Annotated in this window: 14 protein-coding genes and 1 pseudogene; all 15 read left to right on the top strand. The window is 43.1% G+C overall.

Translation table 11 applies throughout. The features are described from left to right. The first annotated feature begins 8 nt into the window (after positions 1–8). A complete protein-coding gene (locus tag WC526_02080) occupies positions 9–1,910 on the top strand; it encodes a LamG domain-containing protein (protein ID MFA5061909.1) in 1,902 nt (633 codons plus the stop codon). A gap of 1 nt (position 1,911) precedes the next feature. Continuing rightward, on the top strand, positions 1,912–4,023 hold the full coding sequence (locus tag WC526_02085; GenBank protein ID MFA5061910.1) for a LamG domain-containing protein: 2,112 nt from the start codon (positions 1,912–1,914) through the stop codon (positions 4,021–4,023). 3 nt (positions 4,024–4,026) lie between these two features. Further along, a complete protein-coding gene (locus WC526_02090) occupies positions 4,027–6,126 on the top strand; it encodes a LamG domain-containing protein (GenBank protein MFA5061911.1) in 2,100 nt (699 codons plus the stop codon). A gap of 15 nt (positions 6,127–6,141) precedes the next feature. Then, complete coding sequence (locus WC526_02095; protein MFA5061912.1) at positions 6,142–8,184, top strand: LamG domain-containing protein; 2,043 nt, start codon at positions 6,142–6,144, stop codon at positions 8,182–8,184. A gap of 13 nt (positions 8,185–8,197) precedes the next feature. Beyond that, positions 8,198–10,423, top strand: a complete 2,226-nt coding sequence (locus WC526_02100; protein ID MFA5061913.1) for a LamG domain-containing protein — start codon at positions 8,198–8,200, stop codon at positions 10,421–10,423. 142 nt (positions 10,424–10,565) lie between these two features. Further along, positions 10,566–10,832, top strand: a complete 267-nt coding sequence (locus WC526_02105) for a hypothetical protein (GenBank protein ID MFA5061914.1) — start codon at positions 10,566–10,568, stop codon at positions 10,830–10,832. Between the two features lie 588 nt (positions 10,833–11,420). Next, positions 11,421–11,567: a hypothetical protein gene (locus tag WC526_02110; GenBank protein MFA5061915.1), complete on the top strand. Its 147-nt coding sequence runs from the start codon at positions 11,421–11,423 to the stop codon at positions 11,565–11,567. A gap of 49 nt (positions 11,568–11,616) precedes the next feature. After that, positions 11,617–11,994 (top strand): annotated as a pseudogene (locus WC526_02115) (ORF6N domain-containing protein). 110 nt (positions 11,995–12,104) lie between these two features. Further along, entirely contained in the window at positions 12,105–12,557 is a 453-nt protein-coding gene (locus WC526_02120) for a hypothetical protein (GenBank protein MFA5061916.1), read from the top strand. Beyond that, on the top strand, positions 12,554–13,696 hold the full coding sequence (locus tag WC526_02125) for a glycosyltransferase family 4 protein (GenBank protein ID MFA5061917.1): 1,143 nt from the start codon (positions 12,554–12,556) through the stop codon (positions 13,694–13,696). The genes WC526_02120 and WC526_02125 overlap by 4 nt, the downstream gene beginning before the upstream one ends. A 30-nt stretch (positions 13,697–13,726) precedes the next feature. Beyond that, positions 13,727–16,489 (top strand): preprotein translocase subunit SecA, encoded by a 2,763-nt coding sequence (gene secA, locus WC526_02130; protein MFA5061918.1) that lies wholly within the window; start codon positions 13,727–13,729, stop codon positions 16,487–16,489. 340 nt (positions 16,490–16,829) lie between these two features. Beyond that, positions 16,830–17,096 carry a DUF3850 domain-containing protein gene (locus WC526_02135; GenBank protein ID MFA5061919.1) on the top strand — a complete coding sequence of 89 codons (267 nt, stop codon included), beginning with the start codon at positions 16,830–16,832 and terminating at the stop codon, positions 17,094–17,096. A gap of 201 nt (positions 17,097–17,297) precedes the next feature. Next, entirely contained in the window at positions 17,298–17,600 is a 303-nt protein-coding gene (locus WC526_02140) for a nucleoside triphosphate pyrophosphohydrolase (GenBank protein ID MFA5061920.1), read from the top strand. A 46-nt stretch (positions 17,601–17,646) separates the two neighbouring features. After that, a complete protein-coding gene (gene secD, locus WC526_02145) occupies positions 17,647–19,389 on the top strand; it encodes a protein translocase subunit SecD (GenBank protein MFA5061921.1) in 1,743 nt (580 codons plus the stop codon). Beyond that, positions 19,386–20,300, top strand: coding sequence for a protein translocase subunit SecF (gene secF / locus WC526_02150; protein ID MFA5061922.1), 915 nt, complete (start codon positions 19,386–19,388; stop codon positions 20,298–20,300). Before secD ends, secF begins: the two co-directional genes overlap by 4 nt. Positions 20,301–20,330 lie beyond the last annotated feature (30 nt).

The raw sequence follows: 20,330 nt of genomic DNA on the forward strand, positions 1-20,330 counted from the left end.
GTGTTTCTTTGCCCAATCTAAATAAGGGTTTGGTGGGGTGGTGGACGTTTGATGGTAAAGATTTTCTTGATCCGACACATATAAAAGATACTTCCACAAATGGAAATATTGGCACCGTATCTAGTGGAATTAGAAAATTAACCGGGAAATTAGGGCAAGCGTTAAGTGGAAGTGGGACATCCGCCTGGGTTAATACCGGAAATGCGGCCTCCTTACAGGTTGATACGGGAACCTTATCACTTTGGTTAAAGGGCAGTAGTTTAAATGATGATGGACAACATAATCTTATTCAGAAAGCTAACGCTTATGGCATTTTTATGTTGGGTGGATTGTTGGAAACATATAGCTGGGGAGGTAGTGCAGGATTTAGAAATACTAATATTAATATAAGAGATAATAAGTGGCACCATATTGTAATGTCATTTCAAAGCGGAGTTACAAACGGAACGATATTTTATGTTGATGGTGTGCAGAGGTATTTAACAACTATTACAATTTCGGACCAGCTCGGCAGTTTTGATATTGGAGGTGCAAATTTGCTTGGTTCTCTTGATGACGTCCGCGTCTACAGTCGTGTCTTGTCTGTTTCCGAAGTCCAACAACTATACAAACAAGGCGGGGGGGTGATAGTAAATAAACCTGAAACCGCCAAACCAAATTTAAATTCGGGATTGGTGGGGTGGTGGACTTTTGATGGAAAGGAAACAACCGCTGTAACCACAACGGATAAAAGTAGAAATGGGATTGATGGAACGAGAATATCGGTTACTTCTGTTGCTGGCAAAATTGGCCAGGCGATGAAGTTTAACGGGACGACATCAAAAATAACTTTACCATCTTTTACGACTGGCGCCACACTTACACTGGCAGGGTGGTTTAAAACAACCAGCAATGACCAGCAATCAATTGTTAATAATTATTGGGACTCGAGGGGTTTGTATTTTGGCACAGTTGGCGGGAAGATGTTTTCTTACTCAACTTATAATAGTCCAGAAGCTTTTCAGGGTAATGCAATTATCAAAGACAATAAATGGCACCTTGGTGTTTATACGCTTAATGGGACTAAGGGTAGGTTTTATGTAGATGGAATTCTGGATAAAGAGATAGATCAAACAAGAACAACGTTTACCTTGGCAGGGGCAATTGGTTTTGGTATGGGTTCACCGGATTATTTTAACGGTCTTATTGACGACGTTCGTGTCTACAACCGCGCTTTGTCCGCGCAGGAAGTCCAACAATTATACAAACAGGGCGGAGGCATCATAACCAGCAAATCCGAAACTACCAAGCCGAATTTGAATTCCGGTTTGGTTGGGCATTGGACCTTTGACGGAAAAGATTGGGCTTCGCCCACGGTTGTATTGGACAAGAGTGTGAATAAAAATAATGGAACTCTAAACGGAGGGGTGACCAGAGTGAGTGGCAAATTTGGGCAGGCGATGAAGCTTAATGGAACAAATGGATTTATAACTTCAGCAACGACGGGATTTCCGACTTCCAGTGCCGCCATTTCTTTCTGGGCTAAAGTTGTTAATCCGGCTTCAAATACATCAATTATATATTCCGGTCCTCTTTTTAATATTCACTTTCCCGGGTGGGGAGGTATTTATTGGGACTTTGGTTCCACTGCTAGTGGAGGCAGGCTTTCTATTGCTTGGGATGCAAGCTGGACTAATAAATGGGCTTTTTGGACGTTTACTTCGCAAGACGGTGTCGGGCAAAAAATTTTTAGAAATGGAATAGTTATTGCGAGCGACAACGATACCGCCACTTCTTCATACGGCGCGACATTTTGGATAGGCGACCTGCCGGGCTATGATTCTTGGGATGGAACTCTGGATGATCTTCGCATCTACAACCGCGCCCTGTCCACTGCTGAAGTAACGCAGTTGTATAAAATGGGAAAATAATATGAAACGCGTTTTGTTCACAGTTCCTTTCTTACTGATAATACTCGCCGCGGGCTTGTTTTTGCGTTCCCGTTTTGCAAATGCCATGGTTGTCAATCAAAGCGTTAACAATAGCAACTTAACTTTTGGTTTGGTGGGCTGGTGGACAATGGATGGAGCGGATACCAATGCCACACAGGCCTTGGATAAAAGCGGAAATGGAAATACCGGCGCTAGAAATGGCGGGACTAAACTTGTTTCGGGCAAAATTGGGCAGGCGATGAAGTTTGATGGGAGTAGCGGGAATATTGCTACAACTCCAGGTGTTACTGCCTTGACTTCTACATCTACTTTTACAATGTCGGTTTGGGTTTATTGGAATGATACCACCGCAAACGCACCCGCGACGGAATGTCCTTTTTATAATGGAGGCAGTTATGGTTTTTGTATAAATACTGGAGGTAATAAAATGGGTATTTATTATAATAATATTAACGCGACTGTTATAGTCGCGAGTGTATTACCAAAAAAAACCTGGAGACATTATGTGATGACAAGGGCTAATGGGGTAAGTTCTTTGTATGAAAATGGAGTATTTAAGGACTCTCAAAATACCGATGTCCCCCAAGATGTGAATACGTTTTATGCCACGCATGTTGGAGAATTGTGGGCTGGTCCTACCTTTCCTTTTAACGGTTCAGTTGACGATGCCCGCATTTACTCCCGCGCCCTGTCCGCCACAGAGGTCCAGCAATTATACAAACTCGGCGGCGGAAAGATAAATCAAACTCCGACAATAAATTTAAGCAACGGCCTGGTGGGCTGGTGGACAATGGATGGAGCGGATACAAACGCCACACAGGCGTTGGACAAATCAGGGTATAATAACACGGGGACAAGAACGACAGTTACACCAGTGGTAGGGGAAATAGGTCAGGCAATGAGTTTTAATGGGACGAGCGGATATGTTAATGTTCCAGTAAGTCAAGGATCTGTTTTGGATATAGCCACTAGTACATATTCGGTTTGGATTTATCCAACTGTGAGTGGTGTTGGAGCACAAAGTGGGCTTAGAGGTATAATCACTCGTGATTCTGGGAGTATGCCAATGGCGTGGAGATATGCCAATGATAATATCATATTTAGCTTTAACGATACGATTATTATTACGGTCGCAGGTCCGGCTTTGAATAAATGGACCCTGGCTACTGTAACATACGATGGTACGAACGTGAGAATGTATTATAACGGCGTTCTTGTTGCTGGCCCCACCGCTTCTTCGCCGCCGGCTGTTTCAAGCGATCCTTTAAAAATTGGATTGGACTACACTGGTCAGTATAGTAGATATTTTAGTGGGAAAATGGATGACGTTCGCATCTACAGCCGCGCCCTGTCTGTCGCCGAAGTAAAAGCCCTGTATCAAATGTCACTTCCCGCAAAATCCAATTCCTCCAATGCGGGCAAAGGCGGATCTTTAACGGATTCCAGTTTGGTGGGCTGGTGGACTTTTGATGGCGCCTATACAAATACCACACAGGCCCTGGACAAAAGTAGAAATAGTAATACCGGTACCAGAACTGGTGGAACAAAACTTGTTTCAGGCAAACTCGGTCAGGCGATGAAGTTTGATGGGAGCAGTGCATACGTTGGAATGGCGGCTTCTGCGGGAAATAATTCAAGTGCCATAGGTCATACGTATGCCGTCTGGGTTTACAGAACAAAAGATTATAGCAGCGGACTCGGATGGGTTATAGAGAATGGCGGGACATGGGGGGAAGCGGGTGGCTCTAATTTGACGATCAGCGGAAACAGAATTTGTTATTATTATAACAATGCTAATGTTTCGGTTTTAAGCAATAGTACCGTTTCAGCCAATGCCTGGCACCATATCGTGGTTTCGTATAATGCAAATACCAATAAAGCTACGTTTTATTTGGATGGAAGAGCAGATGGAACCAGTGCAGCCCTGGGAAGCTGGGATGCTTCAACAAATTTAGTTAGAATCGGAAATTGGATTTCAGGAGGGGGTGGGCATAATGAATACTATTTTGAAGGTTCCATTGACGACGCCCGCATCTATTCCCGCGCCCTCTCGGCCGCCGAAGTAATGCAGTTATATAAAATGGGAAAGTAAAATATGAAACGATTTTTATTCACAATTTCCATAATAATATTCCTATGGCTGGTAGCGCCGGCAAGCGCCGCCACTATCTCCACATCTAACACCAGCGCCCCGAATTTAAAAACAGGTCTCGTTGGCTGGTGGACGTTTGATGGGGTATCAGTCACCAGCACCGGCGTTCTTGATAAAAGCGGACAAAATAATAATGGCGGTAGAATGGGTGGGACTTCCGTGGCTACCGGAAAGGTTGGACAGGGAATTAAACTAAATGGAACTACCGGCTACATTTCGGGCGCCAATTCAACAGATATCGCGTCTACACCGGTGACTGTTTCTGTGTGGGTAAAATTTTTAACCATTGCTCCTGGTAATAATTATCCAAGAATAATTGATGTGCAGGATAGTAATTATTCAGTCCAAATAGTTTGGGACTATGGAACGGGTGGCAGTGGTCAATTTGTAACCAAGCATAGTGAGTGGCAAGCCGCAGGTGACGGTACACAGTGGGGTGTAACACCGGTTCTAAATAAATGGTATCATCTTGTGGCAGTTTGGGATGCGTCTGCAAACTCAACCAAATTTTATGTTAATGGTATTGAACAGTCAGGTTCGGCAAATAGTAATATTGGTGAGGGAGCATCAAGAAACAAATATTTTTTTGGAGTCAGAGGCGACCTTTTAGCAAGTCCAAATACTTTTGGTAACGAGGTGCTTGACGACGTTCGTATTTACAGTCGTACTCTGTCCGCTACCGAAGTTCAGGCATTATATAAACAAGGCGGAGGAGTGATAAGCAAAACCGATTTAATCACGGCACAACTGCGAAACGGATTGGGAGGTTTGTGGACTTTTGACGGAAAAGATACAACCTCGGTAACGACCACCGATAAAAGCGGAAATGGGAATGACGGAACAAGAAGTGGTTTAACAAAAGTGATAATCGGCAAAATTGGACAGGGGATGAATTTTGATGCGGTTCATGGAAGCGGTCAGATAACCATAACATCGTCTCCGTCTGTCCATCCAACAGGGAGCTTTACCCTATCAGCTTGGGTTAATCGTGCCAATGCACAAAATGCGGAAATTATTCAAAAAGGTACTGGGGCTTTTAGCGGAGCAGCGGCGGGTACCGACTTTGAATTCGGTTTTGTTTCTCTTTTATATTTTCAATTTCACGGCAGTGACGGTTCAGCCAACAGTTTGGCTGTTTCTGCGCCAATATTGAATCAATGGCAGTTACTTACAGCGGTTTTTGATTCAGGAAGAACAATGAAAATTTATATCAATGGAGTAGAAAAAGCCACCAAAGATGTCACGGTCACGAGCACTGAAGATTCCACCGGTAATTTACATATTGGCGGGTTTGTTTATTTTTTTCATGGTTCTATAGACGACGCCCGCATCTACAACCGCGCTCTTTCGGCCACGGAAATTCAACAATTATATACACAAGGTGGAGGTAAAATCAGCAAGACCGATTTAATCACAGCGCAACTGCGAAACGGATTGGTTGGCCATTGGACTTTTGATGGAACGTCAGTCACCACCACGGGCGTTATTGATAAGAGCGGACAAAATAACAACGGGGTCAGGGTGGGCGGGACAAAAGTGGCAACCGGTAAAATCGGGCAGGCGATGAAGTTTGATGGGGCGGACGGAAGAATATATTCTTCCTGCACCGGTTTTTCTAATACAGCGATCAGTATTGCTTTTTGGGCCAAACAATTGGCCGCGCCTTCTAATTATTCTCTGGTGGTTGGTGACCAAGGCGGCCTGGGCGCTGTTTTTGTCTTTCCATCCGATGGTAGGTTTTTCGGTCAGCTTTCCTTGACTTCTGCCGGAAACGTTTATTCAGGGTATGTTGCCCCAGGAACAGGTTGGAATCACTGGGTGTTTACTTGGAAAAGTGGCGATAAATTAAAACTTTATAAAAACGGTGTTTTAGCCAGCCAGAGCGGAGACGCATATACTGATACGATTCAAAATTTTATAGGAATTTATATTGGTTATTACAGTGGTGTAAATTATTTTAACGGTTATATAGACGACGCCCGTGTCTACTCCCGCGCCCTGTCCGCGGCCGAAATCCAGCAGTTATATAGGATGGGGAAATAAATCCATATAGATTTTATGAAGCGCATTTCGTTCGCAATTGCCGCAATAATATTCCTATGGCTGATGGCACCAGCAAACGCTATTGTTGTCAATTCTTCTCCGGCCAAAAGTTTGACAAATGGTTTGGTGGGCTGGTGGACGTTTGATGGGATGGATACGACGGCAAGCACTGCTAATGCTAAAAATGGGTTAGGAAATAACGGAACAAGGATGGGAACGACGTCGCTAGTGAGGGGCAAGATTGGCCAGGCAATAAAACTTGATGGGTTAAGCGGACAAATAAACGCCGGTTCGGCTAGCGGTTTTGGAAGTACAGAAAGTCATACTTTTTCTGCTTGGATAAATGCCAAAGCTCTTGGTGCTGATGCTGATTGGCCGTGTATCATTAGCAGAGACAACACTGGTGTAGGTACAGACCTGCTTATTTACAATCAGAAAATCTCTTTTTTATATAACGGAGGAGCGGCGGCAGTTTTTGGCAATTCACCTCTTTCTTTAAATAAATGGTATTTTATTTCTGTAGTTTATGATGCCTCCACCAATAAAGCTACTTTTTATGTAAATGGTTTACTAGATGTAACTTCAAATGCTCTTGGTTCATGGAATTCCGGTTCGGCCCCATTATATATTGGTTCATATCAGGGAAGTACTCATTTTTTTAATGGTTCTATTGATGATGCGCGCATCTATAGCCGAGCCCTGTCCGCTACCGAAATTCAGCAACTATACAAACAAGGCGGGGGAGTGATAAACAAAACTGATTTAATTAAAGCGCAACTGCGCACCGGACTCGTAGGCCAGTGGACCTTTGACGGATTGTCAGTCACCAGTACCGGCGTTCTTGATCAAAGCGGACTAGGAAATAACGGTGGCAGGCAAGGCGGAACTTCTCTGGTGAGAGGCAAAATCGGCCAGGCGATGAAGTTTGATGGAACAAATGACTTTATTGACGTAGGGCATAGTAATACAAGTTTGGATTTAGAAGACAGATTAACTCTTTCTACATGGGTTAAGTTTAATGTTTTAACCGGAACTTTTGAAGAAATGATTGTTAAATCCGGGGGTTATTATTGGATAGGTATCACTCAAGATGGTGCAGACTACAAACCGTATTTCCTTATCTATAATGGTACTAATCGAACTGTCACAGGAGTGACTTCCATTAAGACAGGGGTCTGGTACCATATTGTTGGTACTTGGGATAAAAATGAAGGAACCATGAGGTTATATCTCAATGGGATTTTTGAAAATTCATTACCTAATATCACCACTTCTATTTTTGCGCAGACAGCCAATGTTTATTTGGGCGGAGATGTCACTGTAAGAATCAATGGACTTATTGACGACGCCCGTATCTACAACCGCGCCCTGTCCGCGACAGAAATCCAGGAACTTTATAAAATGGGCGGGGGGGTGATAAACAAAACTGATTTGATTAAGGCACAGCTCCGCACCGGGCTCGTCGGCCAGTGGACCTTTGACGGATTATCAGTCACCAGTACCGGCGTTCTTGATCAAAGCGGACAAAATAACAATGGTGGCAGGCAAGGTGGAACTTCTCTGATGAGAGGAAAAATCGGGCAGGCGATGAAGTTTGATGGCGTGGATGGCAAAGTTTCGGCGACAGGTTATGAGACCACGATATTTACAATCAGCGCGTGGGTAAAAACTAATGATGCTAGAGACGACAAACATTTTGTCGAGTTTACCGACAGTTCTGGCTACAGACACGGGATAGGACTGTACCCGGCAGGCAGACCGGTTATGACTTACGGCGTGGCAAAATGGAAAAACAGCACCGGTTCCTTAATAAACGATTCAAAATGGCATCATTTTGTCGGCACTTACGACGGAATTAGCGCAAAAATATATATTGATGGCATTTCCCAAGGCCTCTCTGGCGAAAATTCATGTGGCGCATCAGCAGCAAGTGTCCTAGTGATTGGAAGAGCCGTGGATAACGGTTCCCAAGTTAATTCTTTAATTGACGACGCTCGTGTCTACTCCCGCGCCCTGTCCGCGCAGGAGGTTTACCAATTGTATAAAATGGGAAAATAGGAGCTACGCCCATATGAAAATAGTTATGTATAAATTCCGTTTTACAATTTTGTCTGTATTGGTCGCTCTTGTCTGGGTATTTTTGCCGCTCAAAACTTCTGCCCTCGTTATTTCTAAAACTCCGGCCAACAGTTTGCAAACCGGCCTGGTGGGCTGGTGGACTTTTGATGGAAAGGATTGGGCGTCTTCCCTGATTACTAAGGATAAAAGTGTGTTTAATAATAACGGAACTTTGATCGGAGGAGTGGCAAAAGTGAATGGAAAAATCGGGCAGGCCATTAATTTTACAGGTACTGGCACAGATTACATGTCTTTAGGTGCAACCACACCATCATCATTGCAAAATTTGCCATTAGGAGATTTTACTGCTTGTGCGTGGGTGTATCCCAAATCACAAGGAAAAAACAATCTGGGAACCATATTTGATAATTATATTACTCCAAATGGCGGATGGGCTTTGTTGTTGGTTCCTAATTATGCTCTTCAACTATCAATTGATTATCAGGGTGGTACCGGAAATGTTTATGCCCATAGTTTGGATAATGCTATAACACCAAGGGTGTGGCAACATCTTTGTATGGTTTTTAATATAAGCACTAAACGTGGACGGTTATTTAAAAATGGCATACAACTATCATTGAATGGTGACGTTGCCGGTGGAACCAGCTATGCGAACGACGCGACCCATGAGTTCCGCATCGGTAATCAATCAAATACAACAGACCGTACCTTTGACGGGAAAATGGATGATGTCCGCATCTACTCTCGCGCCCTGTCCACAACGGAAATCCAAGAACTATATAAACAAGGCGGGGGAGTGATAAACAAAACCGATTTGATTAAAGCGCAACTTCGCACTGGGTTGGTTGGCCAATTGACTTTTGATGGTAAGGATTTTTCTGATGCAACTCATGCCATTGATAAGAGTGGAAGAGGCAATACAGGCACGCTGAATGGCACTTTGAGGAAAGTTAATGGAAAAATTGGACAAGCGTTAAGTTTTCCCGGACTGGCCACGGCCAATATTACAATGGCCGATTCTGCAATCCTTAATCCCGGAAGTGGTGATTACACTGTAAGTACGTGGTTTAAATATTACGGAATAGTTGATACTGCTCACCCTGCTTTTATTTATAATGATTACGGTAGTAATACAAATAATTTAGTGAATTTGTCAATTGAGTATCCCAGTAATCAACTTAGAGCAACTTATAGAGACGGAAGCGGAAACGACATTCTTGTTCTCGGTGTTGGTCCAACAGTAAATGACAGCAAGTGGCATCATGTTGTCTGGACAAAAAATAACAAAACCGGTTATCTGTATCTTGATGGAGTGTTTATAACATCCGACACTGACAGTTTAGTTGGGACAATTACCACCAACGACGCCAACCCGCCGATGGTCGGTCGCTACTCGCAAGATGCTAATAATATAGGGATGTTTTGGGGTTTGATGGATGACTTTCGCATCTACTCCCGTGCTCTGTCCGCCTCTGAAGTTCAAGAACTATACAAACAAGGCGGAGGAAAGATAAACAAAACCGACTTGGTTAAGGCGCAACTGCGCACTGGGTTGGTTGGCCACTGGACTTTTGATGGAAAAGATTGGGCTTCAAATATTTTAACTTTGGATAAAAGCGGGTCCAATAATAACGGCATTTTGAATGGGGGAGTTACAAAAGTTAATGGCAAAATCGGACAGGCGGTGAAGTTTGATGGGAGTACCGGATATATAAATGGTGGTGCTACCGGAATAATTGCAAACAATAACTACACTTATGCGACCTGGGTTAAATTTAAAACTCTTCCGGCGGACGGTACTTACTATACGGTAATTGGCGTAACCGAAGGTGATCAAAATTTTTTAATGGCAAATAATTATAATGTCACCTGGCATTACACCGGATTTGGCTGTGGCAGTTACTACAACGCCAGCTTCGGCGACCAAGCCGGGTATAATGGAGTACTGCCGAGCATTAACAAATGGTATCATGTTGCGTGCGTTAGAAATACAGCCACCAATAAAATAAGTTTATATATCAATGGCGTGCTTTCTAGTTCTACTACTCTTTCCAGCCCAACCGCGTATTATGGCGCCACGCAAGCAGTTTATATTGGTCGCAGAATAGCCGGGCCGGGGTATGAGGGGTACTTTAATGGTTGGTTTGATGATGCCCGCATCTACAACCGCGCCCTGTCCGCTACCGAGGTTTATGAGTTATATAGGATGGGGAAATAAGTTGAATTAAATTATCTTGAAGTAGCCAAGTTACATCGCTTGGCTATTTTATTTTTCTTTTATCCAAATTTTAGTTTTTCTTTACCTAAATTTTATCTGGGGTATGTTAAAGTATTTTTGTTATTTTTAATCATTTAGTAATATGTCTAAAGTATCATATTGTGATGTGTGTCATAGAAAACAAAATGCGGAAGCGGATGAGAATAAGTGGTTATCACTAACCATGTTTTGTTATGGAGCTGATTTAAAGGAATTTGGCATAAGGTCTGTTCAGAGATTAGAGTTTTGTCCGCGCTGTATCGTCAAAATAGTTCCCAAAATAGTTAAAATTTTAAAAACCATCCATGGCCCAGAATCTTCAAATTTTTCAGGCAAAAACAAAAGGAGTACCCGGAACAAATTACGCTGAAGTTTATAAGAAGTCTTTTTCTGTTTATCAAGAGATATGTAGGAGGACTAAAAGGCGACCTTACGTAAGGTCGGCCTATTTTAATAAAGAGAAGATATTTTTAGGACTTTTCTGGGGTCATTTGCACAGCAAACTAAATTACCGTGACAAAACACGACGAGTTAAGTTATTTCCATGTGCCATAGAACTAATAGAAAGGGGACAATGCCATCCAATTCTGACTAAACAAAGTCTAGAGCAACCGAACACGATATTATATCGTTTTGTTGGCAAAACTCCAGATGGAAAATTATTTTTTGTTCAAATCAAAAAAGATATGCACTCTAATCAGAAATGGCTAATTTCTGCGTTTCCGTGTGAGAATTAAGCAAATAAAAAAGACCTTCCGCCAATTTGTGCCGTAACGCGTATAGCACGGCCGAAAGTCCTTTTTCTAGAATTATTATAATATATCTTGAAAATATGTCAAGAGGATCATTGGGGATATCTTATAATTTTGAAACTAATTTATTTTATTTTTTCTTTATCCAAGTTTCATGTGAGATATGATATGGTAGTTTACAATTATGAAAATTATTAGTGCCTGATATGTATCATTATTCTTCTTTGTTGAGGGCATTTAATGAAGATGTGGCTTTTCTAAATAATTTAAATAAAAAATTGGCTAAAACAAAAGAGGGGCATTACCCTTCGGACGAAACCTTAGGTGTGTCCCCTCATCGTGATTCTGAATGAATAATAATACATTGAGTTCTATTTGTCAAGAGGTTTAATTCTATATTTTATGTCCGAGTATTCAATGGTCCCAAGTGAAAGAATAGTTAGCAAAATTTATATTATCCGCAATCGTAAGGTGATGCTGGATCGTGATCTGGCGGAGCTTTATGGAGTAAAAACCATGGTTTTGAATCAGGCGGTAAAAAGAAATATCAAGCGTTTTCCGCCGGATTTTATGTTTCAGCTCACTAAAGAAGAGATGGAAAATTGGAAGTCACAATTTGTGACTTCCAATTTAGACGAATCTTTAAGATCACAAATTGTGATCTTAAAGAGACGAGGCAAACATTCAAAATATCTACCTTATGTTTTCACCGAACAAGGCGTGGCCATGCTTTCCAGTGTTTTAAATAGTGATAGAGCCGTAGAAGTCAACATCCAAATAAAAGCGTGGAGAAATCGGGTTTAAAGCCAAATAATTTAGTTTTGGTTTGATAGACACACCCTCTATTTTGTGTTATTATATTTCTTGTTAGATAATAACCCAAATTAAGTATGTCTCCAATTGTGATCCAGAGGAAAAATCCCAAGCGGTTTATCTGGGCTGTGGTTATTTTACTAGTAGTCGGAGTCATCTTTGCCTGGGTTTATTACAGATATGACTTGGCCGCCAGAGGCGCGGCTAATTACGCCAATCCGGTTTTAGATCAACAAAAGCAGAACGCGCAAAAAGAATTGCAGGACACCATCGCCAAAGTCGGCAAACACATAGTTTTGCCAACCGGAGAAACCCCGGCCTTGGCCATAGTCAATGATGCGGCCAAACTGGCTCAAACTCAGCCGTTTTACAAAGACGCGCAAAACGGCGATAAGGTTTTGGTATATTTTCAGGCCAAAAAGGCATTTATCTATGACCCAAACCGGGATATTGTCGTCAATGTCGGGCCGGTGATTACCCAAAAAGATAATAAAACTGAAGTTAAAACAGGGACATCAACTCCATTATGAAAATAGCCATGATCGGCCAAAAGGGGATTCCCTTTGATAAAGACGGAGGCGGAATTGAAAGGCATGTGGAGGAACTTTCGGTGCGTCTGGCCGCAGCCGGGCATTCTGTTTCCGCATATATCCGGCCGAGATTTTTAAAACAGGAAATCAAAGAATATAAAGGCGTCAAATTGATTCCACTCCCGTCCATTCCGACCAAAAATTTTGACACCATCACTTATACCCTGTTCGCCAGCATCCATGTTTTGTTTCAAAAAGTTGATGTGATTCATTATCACGGCGTGGGCCCATCCACTTTGGCTTGGATACCAAGATTGTTCAAGCCCAAAGCCAGGGTGATAGTCACCTTCCACAGCATTGACCGCTTTCATAAAAAATGGGGGTGGTTTGCGCGCTTGTATTTGGGCTGGGGCGAGTGGACCGCCTGTCACTATCCGCATAAAACCATCGTGGTTTCGCATTCCCTCCACGAATATTGTTTGGATAGATTTAAAAAAGAAACGGTTTATATCCCGAACGGTGTCAGCGTTTCCAAAGTAAACACCAATGAAAAAATCCAAAAATTCGGTTTGGGCTATGAAGATTATATTCTAACAGTCGCGCGGTTGGTCAAACATAAAGGCATACATTATTTAATTGAGGCCTATAAAAAAATAGAACAGCATTTCGGCACTGACGCGAATAATTGGCCGGGCGGGCAGATTAAAAAATTGGTCATTGTGGGCGCCCCCAGTTTTACCCAGGATTATTTCCAGTATTTGAAAAAGCTGTCCGCCGGCAATCCCAATATTATTTTTGTCGGCTTTCAAACTGGTGTCACTCTGGCCCAGTTATACGCCAATGCCTACTTATACGTTCATCCTTCAGAGGCCGAAGGTCTGTCCGTGTCCATTTTGGAAGCCATGAGCCATGGCCGTTGTGTTTTAACCAGCAATATCCCCGAGAATTTGGAGATTATTGATCATGGCGGATATTCATTTGAATCAAAAAACATTGATGATTTGTATGAAAAATTGGCTTATTTGCTGGATTTTGATGAAGCAGTGAAGCGCCGTGGCGAGCATGGACTTGAGTTTATCAGGGAAAATTTTGACTGGGATGACATAACCAAAGAGGTACAGAATGTGTACTCTTGCTAATGGCATACTTTTGTGATAAAATCATAGGGTATGTCATTTTTGTCTAAAATTTTTGGCGATCCGAACGCGGCGGTTATCAAAGAAATCCAGCCGATTGTTGAAAAGATAAATTCTTTGGAAGCGGAGGTTTCCAAGTTGAGTTTGGATGGGCTGAAGGCCAAAACCGATGAATTTAAGGCCCGTTTGGTCAAAGGCGAGACCCTGGACGATATTTTACCGGAGGCGTTTGCCGTTGTCCGGGAAACTTCAAAGCGTTTGACCGGCATGCGCCATTTTGACGTGCAGTTAATTGGCGGCATTGTTTTGCATCGCGGCCAGATTTCGGAAATGGCCACCGGTGAAGGAAAAACTTTGGTGGCCACTTTGCCAGTGTATTTGAATGCCTTAACCGGTAAGGGCGTGCATCTGGTGACTGTCAACGATTATTTGGCCAAACGCGACGCGGTTTGGATGGGACAGATTTATGACGCGCTTGGGCTTTCCGTGGGCATAATTCAACAGCAATTGATTTCATATAAATACAGTTCCACGCCGATTCATAGCGCCGAAGCTTTGGCCGAGGGCAGTGCGGCTGATAAAGAGCGGGATAAAAAAGGCGCTTTTAAAGTTGAATCAGAATATTTACAGCCCTGTTCGCGCCAGGAAGCATACCGGTGCGACATTACTTATGGCACCAATAATGAATTTGGTTTTGATTATTTGCGCGACAACATGGTGCAGAATTTAAGCGAAATGTCGCAGAGACCGTTTTATTATGCCATCGTTGATGAAGTTGACTCCATTTTAATAGATGAAGCGCGCACGCCGCTTATTATTTCCGCGCCGGCCGAAGAAGCGGCTGATATGTATTACAAATTCGCGGGCTTGGTGCGCCGTTTGACCTTGGATGAGGACTATAACGTTGATGAAAAAATGCGGTCTGCCACTTTGACCGAAGCCGGTTTGGCCAAAATGGAAAAATGGCTGGGCATTCCAAACATTTACGCCGAAGGCGGCATGAGCATGGTCCATCATTTGGAGCAGGCCCTGCGCGCCCATGCTTTGTTTGTGCGCGACCGCGATTACATCGTTGAAAACGGCGAAGTGATTATCGTTGATGAATTTACCGGCCGCAAAATGCCCGGACGTAGATATAGCGAGGGCTTGCATCAGGCCATTGAAGCGCAGGAAAATGTGAGGATCCAGAATGAGAGCCAGACCATGGCCACGATTACTTTTCAAAATTATTTCCGCTTGTACGAGAAATTGTCCGGTATGACCGGCACGGCCGTGACCGAAGCCGAAGAATTCGGCAAGATTTATAAACTGGAAGTGGTGGTTATTCCGCAAAACAAACCCAGTCGCCGATTAAATAATCCGGATAGAATATACAGAACCGCGGATGCGAAATATAAAGCGATTGCCATGAAAGTGAAAGAATTGCAGGCCAAGGGCCAGCCGGTTTTAATCGGTACGGTTTCGGTTGATAAAAATGAGGAATTGAGTTTGTATCTGGAGAGAGAGGGGATTACACATGAAATTTTAAACGCCAAAAACCATGAACGTGAAGGAGAAATTATCGCCCAGGCCGGCAAACCGGGTCGGGTAACTTTAGCCACGAACATGGCCGGCCGCGGCGTTGATATTATTTTAGGCGGCAACCCTCCGGATGCCGGTGATGCCGAGAAGGTGAAAGCTGCCGGCGGTTTGTTTGTTTTGGGCACCGAGCGCCATGAGAGCCGGCGTATTGACAACCAGTTGCGCGGACGCGCCGGACGCCAAGGGGACCCGGGCGAGTCGCAATTTTTCTTATGCACCGAAGATGATCTGATGAGAATTTTTGCCGGCGATCGCATAAAATCGGTGATGACCACTTTGAAAGTGCCGGAGGATATGCCGATTGAACAGGGGATGATCACCCGTATTATTGAATCCGCCCAGAAAAAAGTTGAGGGTCTGCATTTTGACACCCGCAAACATTTATTGGAATATGACGACGTTTTAAACCGCCACCGCGAGGTGATCTACGGCAAGCGCCGCGAGATCTTGCAAGTTTTTGATACTGAAAAATCCGGCACAATGGCTGCAGGCATGAAAACCTTGCAGGATTTGATTCTGGAAATGGTTGAACAGGAAATTGAACAGGTGGTTTCTTTCCACACCAATACTGAAGACAGGAAAGATTGGAATATAAAAGAAATTATTGAAACCGCTTCCACGATTTTTGCGCTTTCCGGTGAAGAGCAAAATAAAATTGAGGAGTTGTCCGGCGCGCGCGGAGAAGCCAAGCTTGATGATGTGCAAACCCGCACCAATATAATTGAATACCTTACCGATTTAGCCAAGCAAAAATATGAAACCCAACTGATCAAAGCCGTGCCTGACAAACAGATGCTTTATGAAATTGAAAAGCAGGTTTTGCTTCGCGGAATTGATAATTTGTGGGTGGAGCATTTGGTGGCGGTTGATTATCTGCGCACCGGCATCGGCCTGCGCGGTTACGGCCAGCACGATCCGCTGGTGGAATACAAAAAAGAGACCTTCCACATGTTTAATGAGCTTCTGAATTTAATCCAGAAAGAAGTTGTTTATTTGATTTACAAAGTTAATTTTGGCATCCAGATGGCGCCGTCGGTGATGAACAGGCGCAATAATTTGATTTTGAGCGGTGCCGAAACCGAATCTGTGCCCGTGGCCGCCGGAAAAATGAAAGATGACGCAGGCAAGGTTATTGGTCGAAATGATCCGTGTCCGTGTGGCAAAAAAAATTCTGACGGAAAACCGATAAAATATAAGCACTGCCACGGAGCATAGTTGTTAGCGTGTTTAAAACAAAAAGGCCTCCCTTGCGGGAGCCTTGGGATCTGATTACGGCTATCGGTGCTGCAACTAGAATTGCCATTCATTTACAAATATATCATAATAAATATTTTTGTCAAGGTGGTTGGTAAAATAATTATCAAAAAATAATCAAATTCAGATAAAAATCAAACCAAAACTCGCCTTTGGGGCGAGTTGGTGCCAATAGTTGACCGGAGGGGGGATCGAACCCCAAAAGCTGATTAGCAGGTCAGCTTGTGGCACCAGCCACACTCCGCCCCCGCAACCGGCGAAAATATTTTAACAAGAGGTAGGTGAAATAAAATTAAAAAATATGTCCACAATAAATAAAAAAATTTGGCCGGAATATTTTGACGCAGTGGCTTCAGGTAAAAAGAAATTTGAGCTTCGTCTTAATGATTTTGATGTCAATGAAGGAGATACACTAATTTTGGAAGAATGGAATCCTGAAACAAAAGAATATACCGGTAGAAAAATTGAGAAAAAAGTAACCTATGTTGGAAAATTCAAAATAGATAAATTATTTTGGCCGGAAGAAGAAATAAAAGAGAAGGGGATACAAATTATTTCATTAGAATAAACCAAAGCCCGCCTTTTGAGCGAGCAATTGATTTGGGACCAGCTTGGGGAACTTACCCCCTCCATCCACCAGCATTAATGCTCTTGTCAACACAGCACTAACACGTAAATGATTGTAGCATACACCTGGTAAAGAAAATTTAAAGAAAAAATCAAATCCAGATGAATTTTATATAAAATTTAACCAAAAAACCTAACGTTTATGAAATACAACAAACTCGTCCGGGACAAAATCCCCGAATACATCAAAAGCAAAGGGGGAGTGCCTGTTACCCACATTGCCAACAACGAAGAATACTGGACAAAATTGAAAGAAAAACTGATAGAGGAAACAAGTGAATTTTTAACTTCAGAGACCCCGGGGGAATTGGCTGACATTTACGAGGTTTTGGATGCCATCCGCGAATTTAAGGATTTTAAAAAAGAAGATGTTCTGGAATTACAAAAACGCAAACATACAGAAAAGGGCGGTTTTAAGGAAAAAATCATCCTTGACGAATCATAGAATATAATGTAAAATCGGCGTGAACTCTTAATCAATTTTTTGATCTATGGCCGTAAAAAATCAACCAAAAAAGCAGGTTTCCAAAACCAGTTTAAGGTGGCGCGTTTTCGGTATTTTTATTCTGGTAGTTGTTTGTTTGTTAATTGTTTTGCCAACCTATGCCAATAAAGGGCTAAATTGGATAAATAAAAACGCCAATTTGGGTTTGCCCACTCTGTCGGAAAAGGGCTTTAATCTTGGTTTGGATCTGCAGGGCGGCGCGCATCTGATTTATCAGGCCGACACTTCAATTTTACCGGCCGGACAAGACAAAACCGCAGCCGTGGAAGGCGTCAGGGATGTGATTGAAAGGCGCGTGCGCGGCGGACTGGGCGTGTCCGAACCACTGGTGCAAACCACCAAAGTCGGCAATGATTTTAGAATTATAGTTGATTTGCCGGGCGTCACCGATGTCAATCAGGCCATAAAAATGATCGGTGAAACTCCGATTTTGGAATTTAAAGAACAAAGCAATGAGCCACAAAGAAAACTAACCGTGGCCGAGCAAAAACAACTGACTGACTATAATGCTGCGGCGCAAAAAAAGGCCCAGCAAGCGCTTAACGATTTAAATAAGGGCTTGAGTTTTACTGATGCGGTGACCAAGTATTCCGAAGACGTCACTACCACGCTTGAAAGAGGCGGTGAGGGTTTAATAAGTTCCCAAACTTTACCCGAACTATACACCTGGGCCGATACGCATAAAAACGGAGAAATAAGCAAAACAATCATCAAGACCGCTGACGGGCTAAATATTGTAAAATTAATTTCCCCAACCACGACCATAGAGAATGGCACTTCTACAAAAGTATTTGATATTGCCAGAGTATTTATTAGAACAAAAACTGAATCTGACATTGTTCCGCCGTCTGACCAATGGAAAGGCACTGGCTTGTCCGGAAAACAATTGAGCAAAGCGGCGGTGGTGCAAGACCCCAACACCAGCCAGGTTCAGGTGAGTTTACAGTTTAACAGCGAGGGAACCAAATTGTTTGCCGACATCACCAAAAAAAATGTCGGTAAGCCGGTGGCGATATTTTTAGACGGAGAGCCGATCAGCACTCCGGTAGTAAACGAGCCGATTTTAAATGGCAATGCCGTGATTTCCGGAAATTTTACTTTGCAAGACGCTAAATTATTGGCCCAAAGGTTAAACTCCGGCGCTCTGCCCGTGCCGGTTCAACTTATCAGTCAGGAAACAGTTGACGCGACCCTGGGTGTGAGTTCTTTGAATAAAAGTTTTTACGCGGGCATTATCGGCTTGATTGCGGTTTTGATGTTTATGGTAATTTATTACCGTTTCCCTGGGGTGTTGGCCGCGCTGGCTCTTGGCGTCTATGCTCTTTTGAGTTTAGCTATTTTCAAACTCATCGGGGTTACTTTGACGCTTTCCGGTATTGCCGGTTTTATCTTGTCCATAGGCATGGCCGTAGATGCGAATGTGCTGATTTTTGAACGTCTTAAAGAAGAACTCCGGATGGGTAAAAGTTTAAGGCCGGCAATGGAGGAGGCGTTCATTAGAGCTTGGCCGTCAATTCGTGATAGTAACATAACTACATTGTTGAGTTGCGTATTTTTGATATGGATGGGTACGGGTTTTGTTCAGGGGTTCGCGGTGGTACTGGCGATCGGTATTTTAGCAAGTATGTTTTCAGCCATAACCGTTACGCGCACGTTAATGAGATTTGTCGCGCCCTGGTTTAAAGAAGAAGGAAACAGATTATTTTTGGGTTATAAAAAATCTATATGATTCCATTTATAAAATATTCCAAAATTTGGCTGGCGATTAGCGGCCTAGTCGCTCTGGTTTGTATTGTATTTTTATTCATGTGGCAATTGAAGCTGGGAATTGATTTTACCGGCGGGTCACTGATGCAGGTTTCTTTCAGTCAAAATACGCCGCCAATGGAAGATTTGCAGAAAAGTTTGGAAGCAATGGGGTTGCATAATTCCGTCATTCAAACCGTAGGGGACAAGGGTGTGTTGTTTAGAACGAATTTTTTAAGCGAAGATGAACATCAGAATGTTTTGAAGACCTTGAGAACCGAATATCAAAAAGAGGGGAATACGCTTACTGAAGTCAGCTTTGAAACCATCGGTTCTTCGGTTAGCCAACAGTTGAGATCAAGAGCGGTTTGGGCTATTATCTTTGTTAATATCGGTATAATCCTTTACGTGGCTTACGCCTTTAGAAAGGTGTCTCGACCCGTCGCCAGTTGGAAATACGGCTTGTTGGCCATCGTGGCTCTGCTCCATGATGTTTTGCTCGTTATGGGCGTCTTCGCTCTCCTGGGTCATTTACAGGGTGTTGAAATAGATGTGGCTTTTGTGGTCGCTATTCTTACGGTTTTGGGGTATTCCGTAAATGACACTATAGTCGTTTACGACAGAATCAGAGAAAATTTAATTCGCAAGAGTTCCGCGGATTTTGCCGAAACCGTTAATACCGGTTTGAATGAAACCCTGATGAGGTCTATAAACACAACTCTAAAGACAATGTTGCCTTTATTTGCTTTGTATTTCTTGGGCGGTTCCACTTTACATAACTTTACCCTTGCCTTACTCATCGGCATTGCCAGCGGGGCCTATTCTTCAATCTTTATTGCCAGTCCGCTTCTGGTCATAGTTCATAAGTGGCAATTACGCAGACAAGTCGCCTAAAATGTGCTATACTAGTCATTAGTTCCGCCG

The organism is Patescibacteria group bacterium (assembly GCA_041649475.1).
Lineage (GTDB): Bacteria > Patescibacteriota > Patescibacteriia > Magasanikbacterales > GWA2-37-8 > JBAZNA01.

Excerpts from the sequence above, each read along its gene's own strand:
- secF (MFA5061922.1), top strand. The coding sequence starts at position 19,386 with ATGATTCCATTTATAAAATATTCCAAAATTTGGCTGGCGATTAGCGGC.
- WC526_02110 (MFA5061915.1), top strand. The coding sequence starts at position 11,421 with ATGTATCATTATTCTTCTTTGTTGAGGGCATTTAATGAAGATGTGGCT.
- secA (MFA5061918.1), top strand. The coding sequence starts at position 13,727 with ATGTCATTTTTGTCTAAAATTTTTGGCGATCCGAACGCGGCGGTTATC.
- WC526_02090 (MFA5061911.1), top strand. The coding sequence starts at position 4,027 with ATGAAACGATTTTTATTCACAATTTCCATAATAATATTCCTATGGCTG.
- WC526_02140 (MFA5061920.1), top strand. The coding sequence starts at position 17,298 with ATGAAATACAACAAACTCGTCCGGGACAAAATCCCCGAATACATCAAA.
- secD (MFA5061921.1), top strand. The coding sequence starts at position 17,647 with ATGGCCGTAAAAAATCAACCAAAAAAGCAGGTTTCCAAAACCAGTTTA.
- WC526_02100 (MFA5061913.1), top strand. The coding sequence starts at position 8,198 with ATGAAAATAGTTATGTATAAATTCCGTTTTACAATTTTGTCTGTATTG.
- WC526_02125 (MFA5061917.1), top strand. The coding sequence starts at position 12,554 with ATGAAAATAGCCATGATCGGCCAAAAGGGGATTCCCTTTGATAAAGAC.
- WC526_02120 (MFA5061916.1), top strand. The coding sequence starts at position 12,105 with ATGTCTCCAATTGTGATCCAGAGGAAAAATCCCAAGCGGTTTATCTGG.
- WC526_02135 (MFA5061919.1), top strand. The coding sequence starts at position 16,830 with ATGTCCACAATAAATAAAAAAATTTGGCCGGAATATTTTGACGCAGTG.
- WC526_02095 (MFA5061912.1), top strand. The coding sequence starts at position 6,142 with ATGAAGCGCATTTCGTTCGCAATTGCCGCAATAATATTCCTATGGCTG.
- WC526_02085 (MFA5061910.1), top strand. The coding sequence starts at position 1,912 with ATGAAACGCGTTTTGTTCACAGTTCCTTTCTTACTGATAATACTCGCC.
- WC526_02105 (MFA5061914.1), top strand. The coding sequence starts at position 10,566 with ATGTCTAAAGTATCATATTGTGATGTGTGTCATAGAAAACAAAATGCG.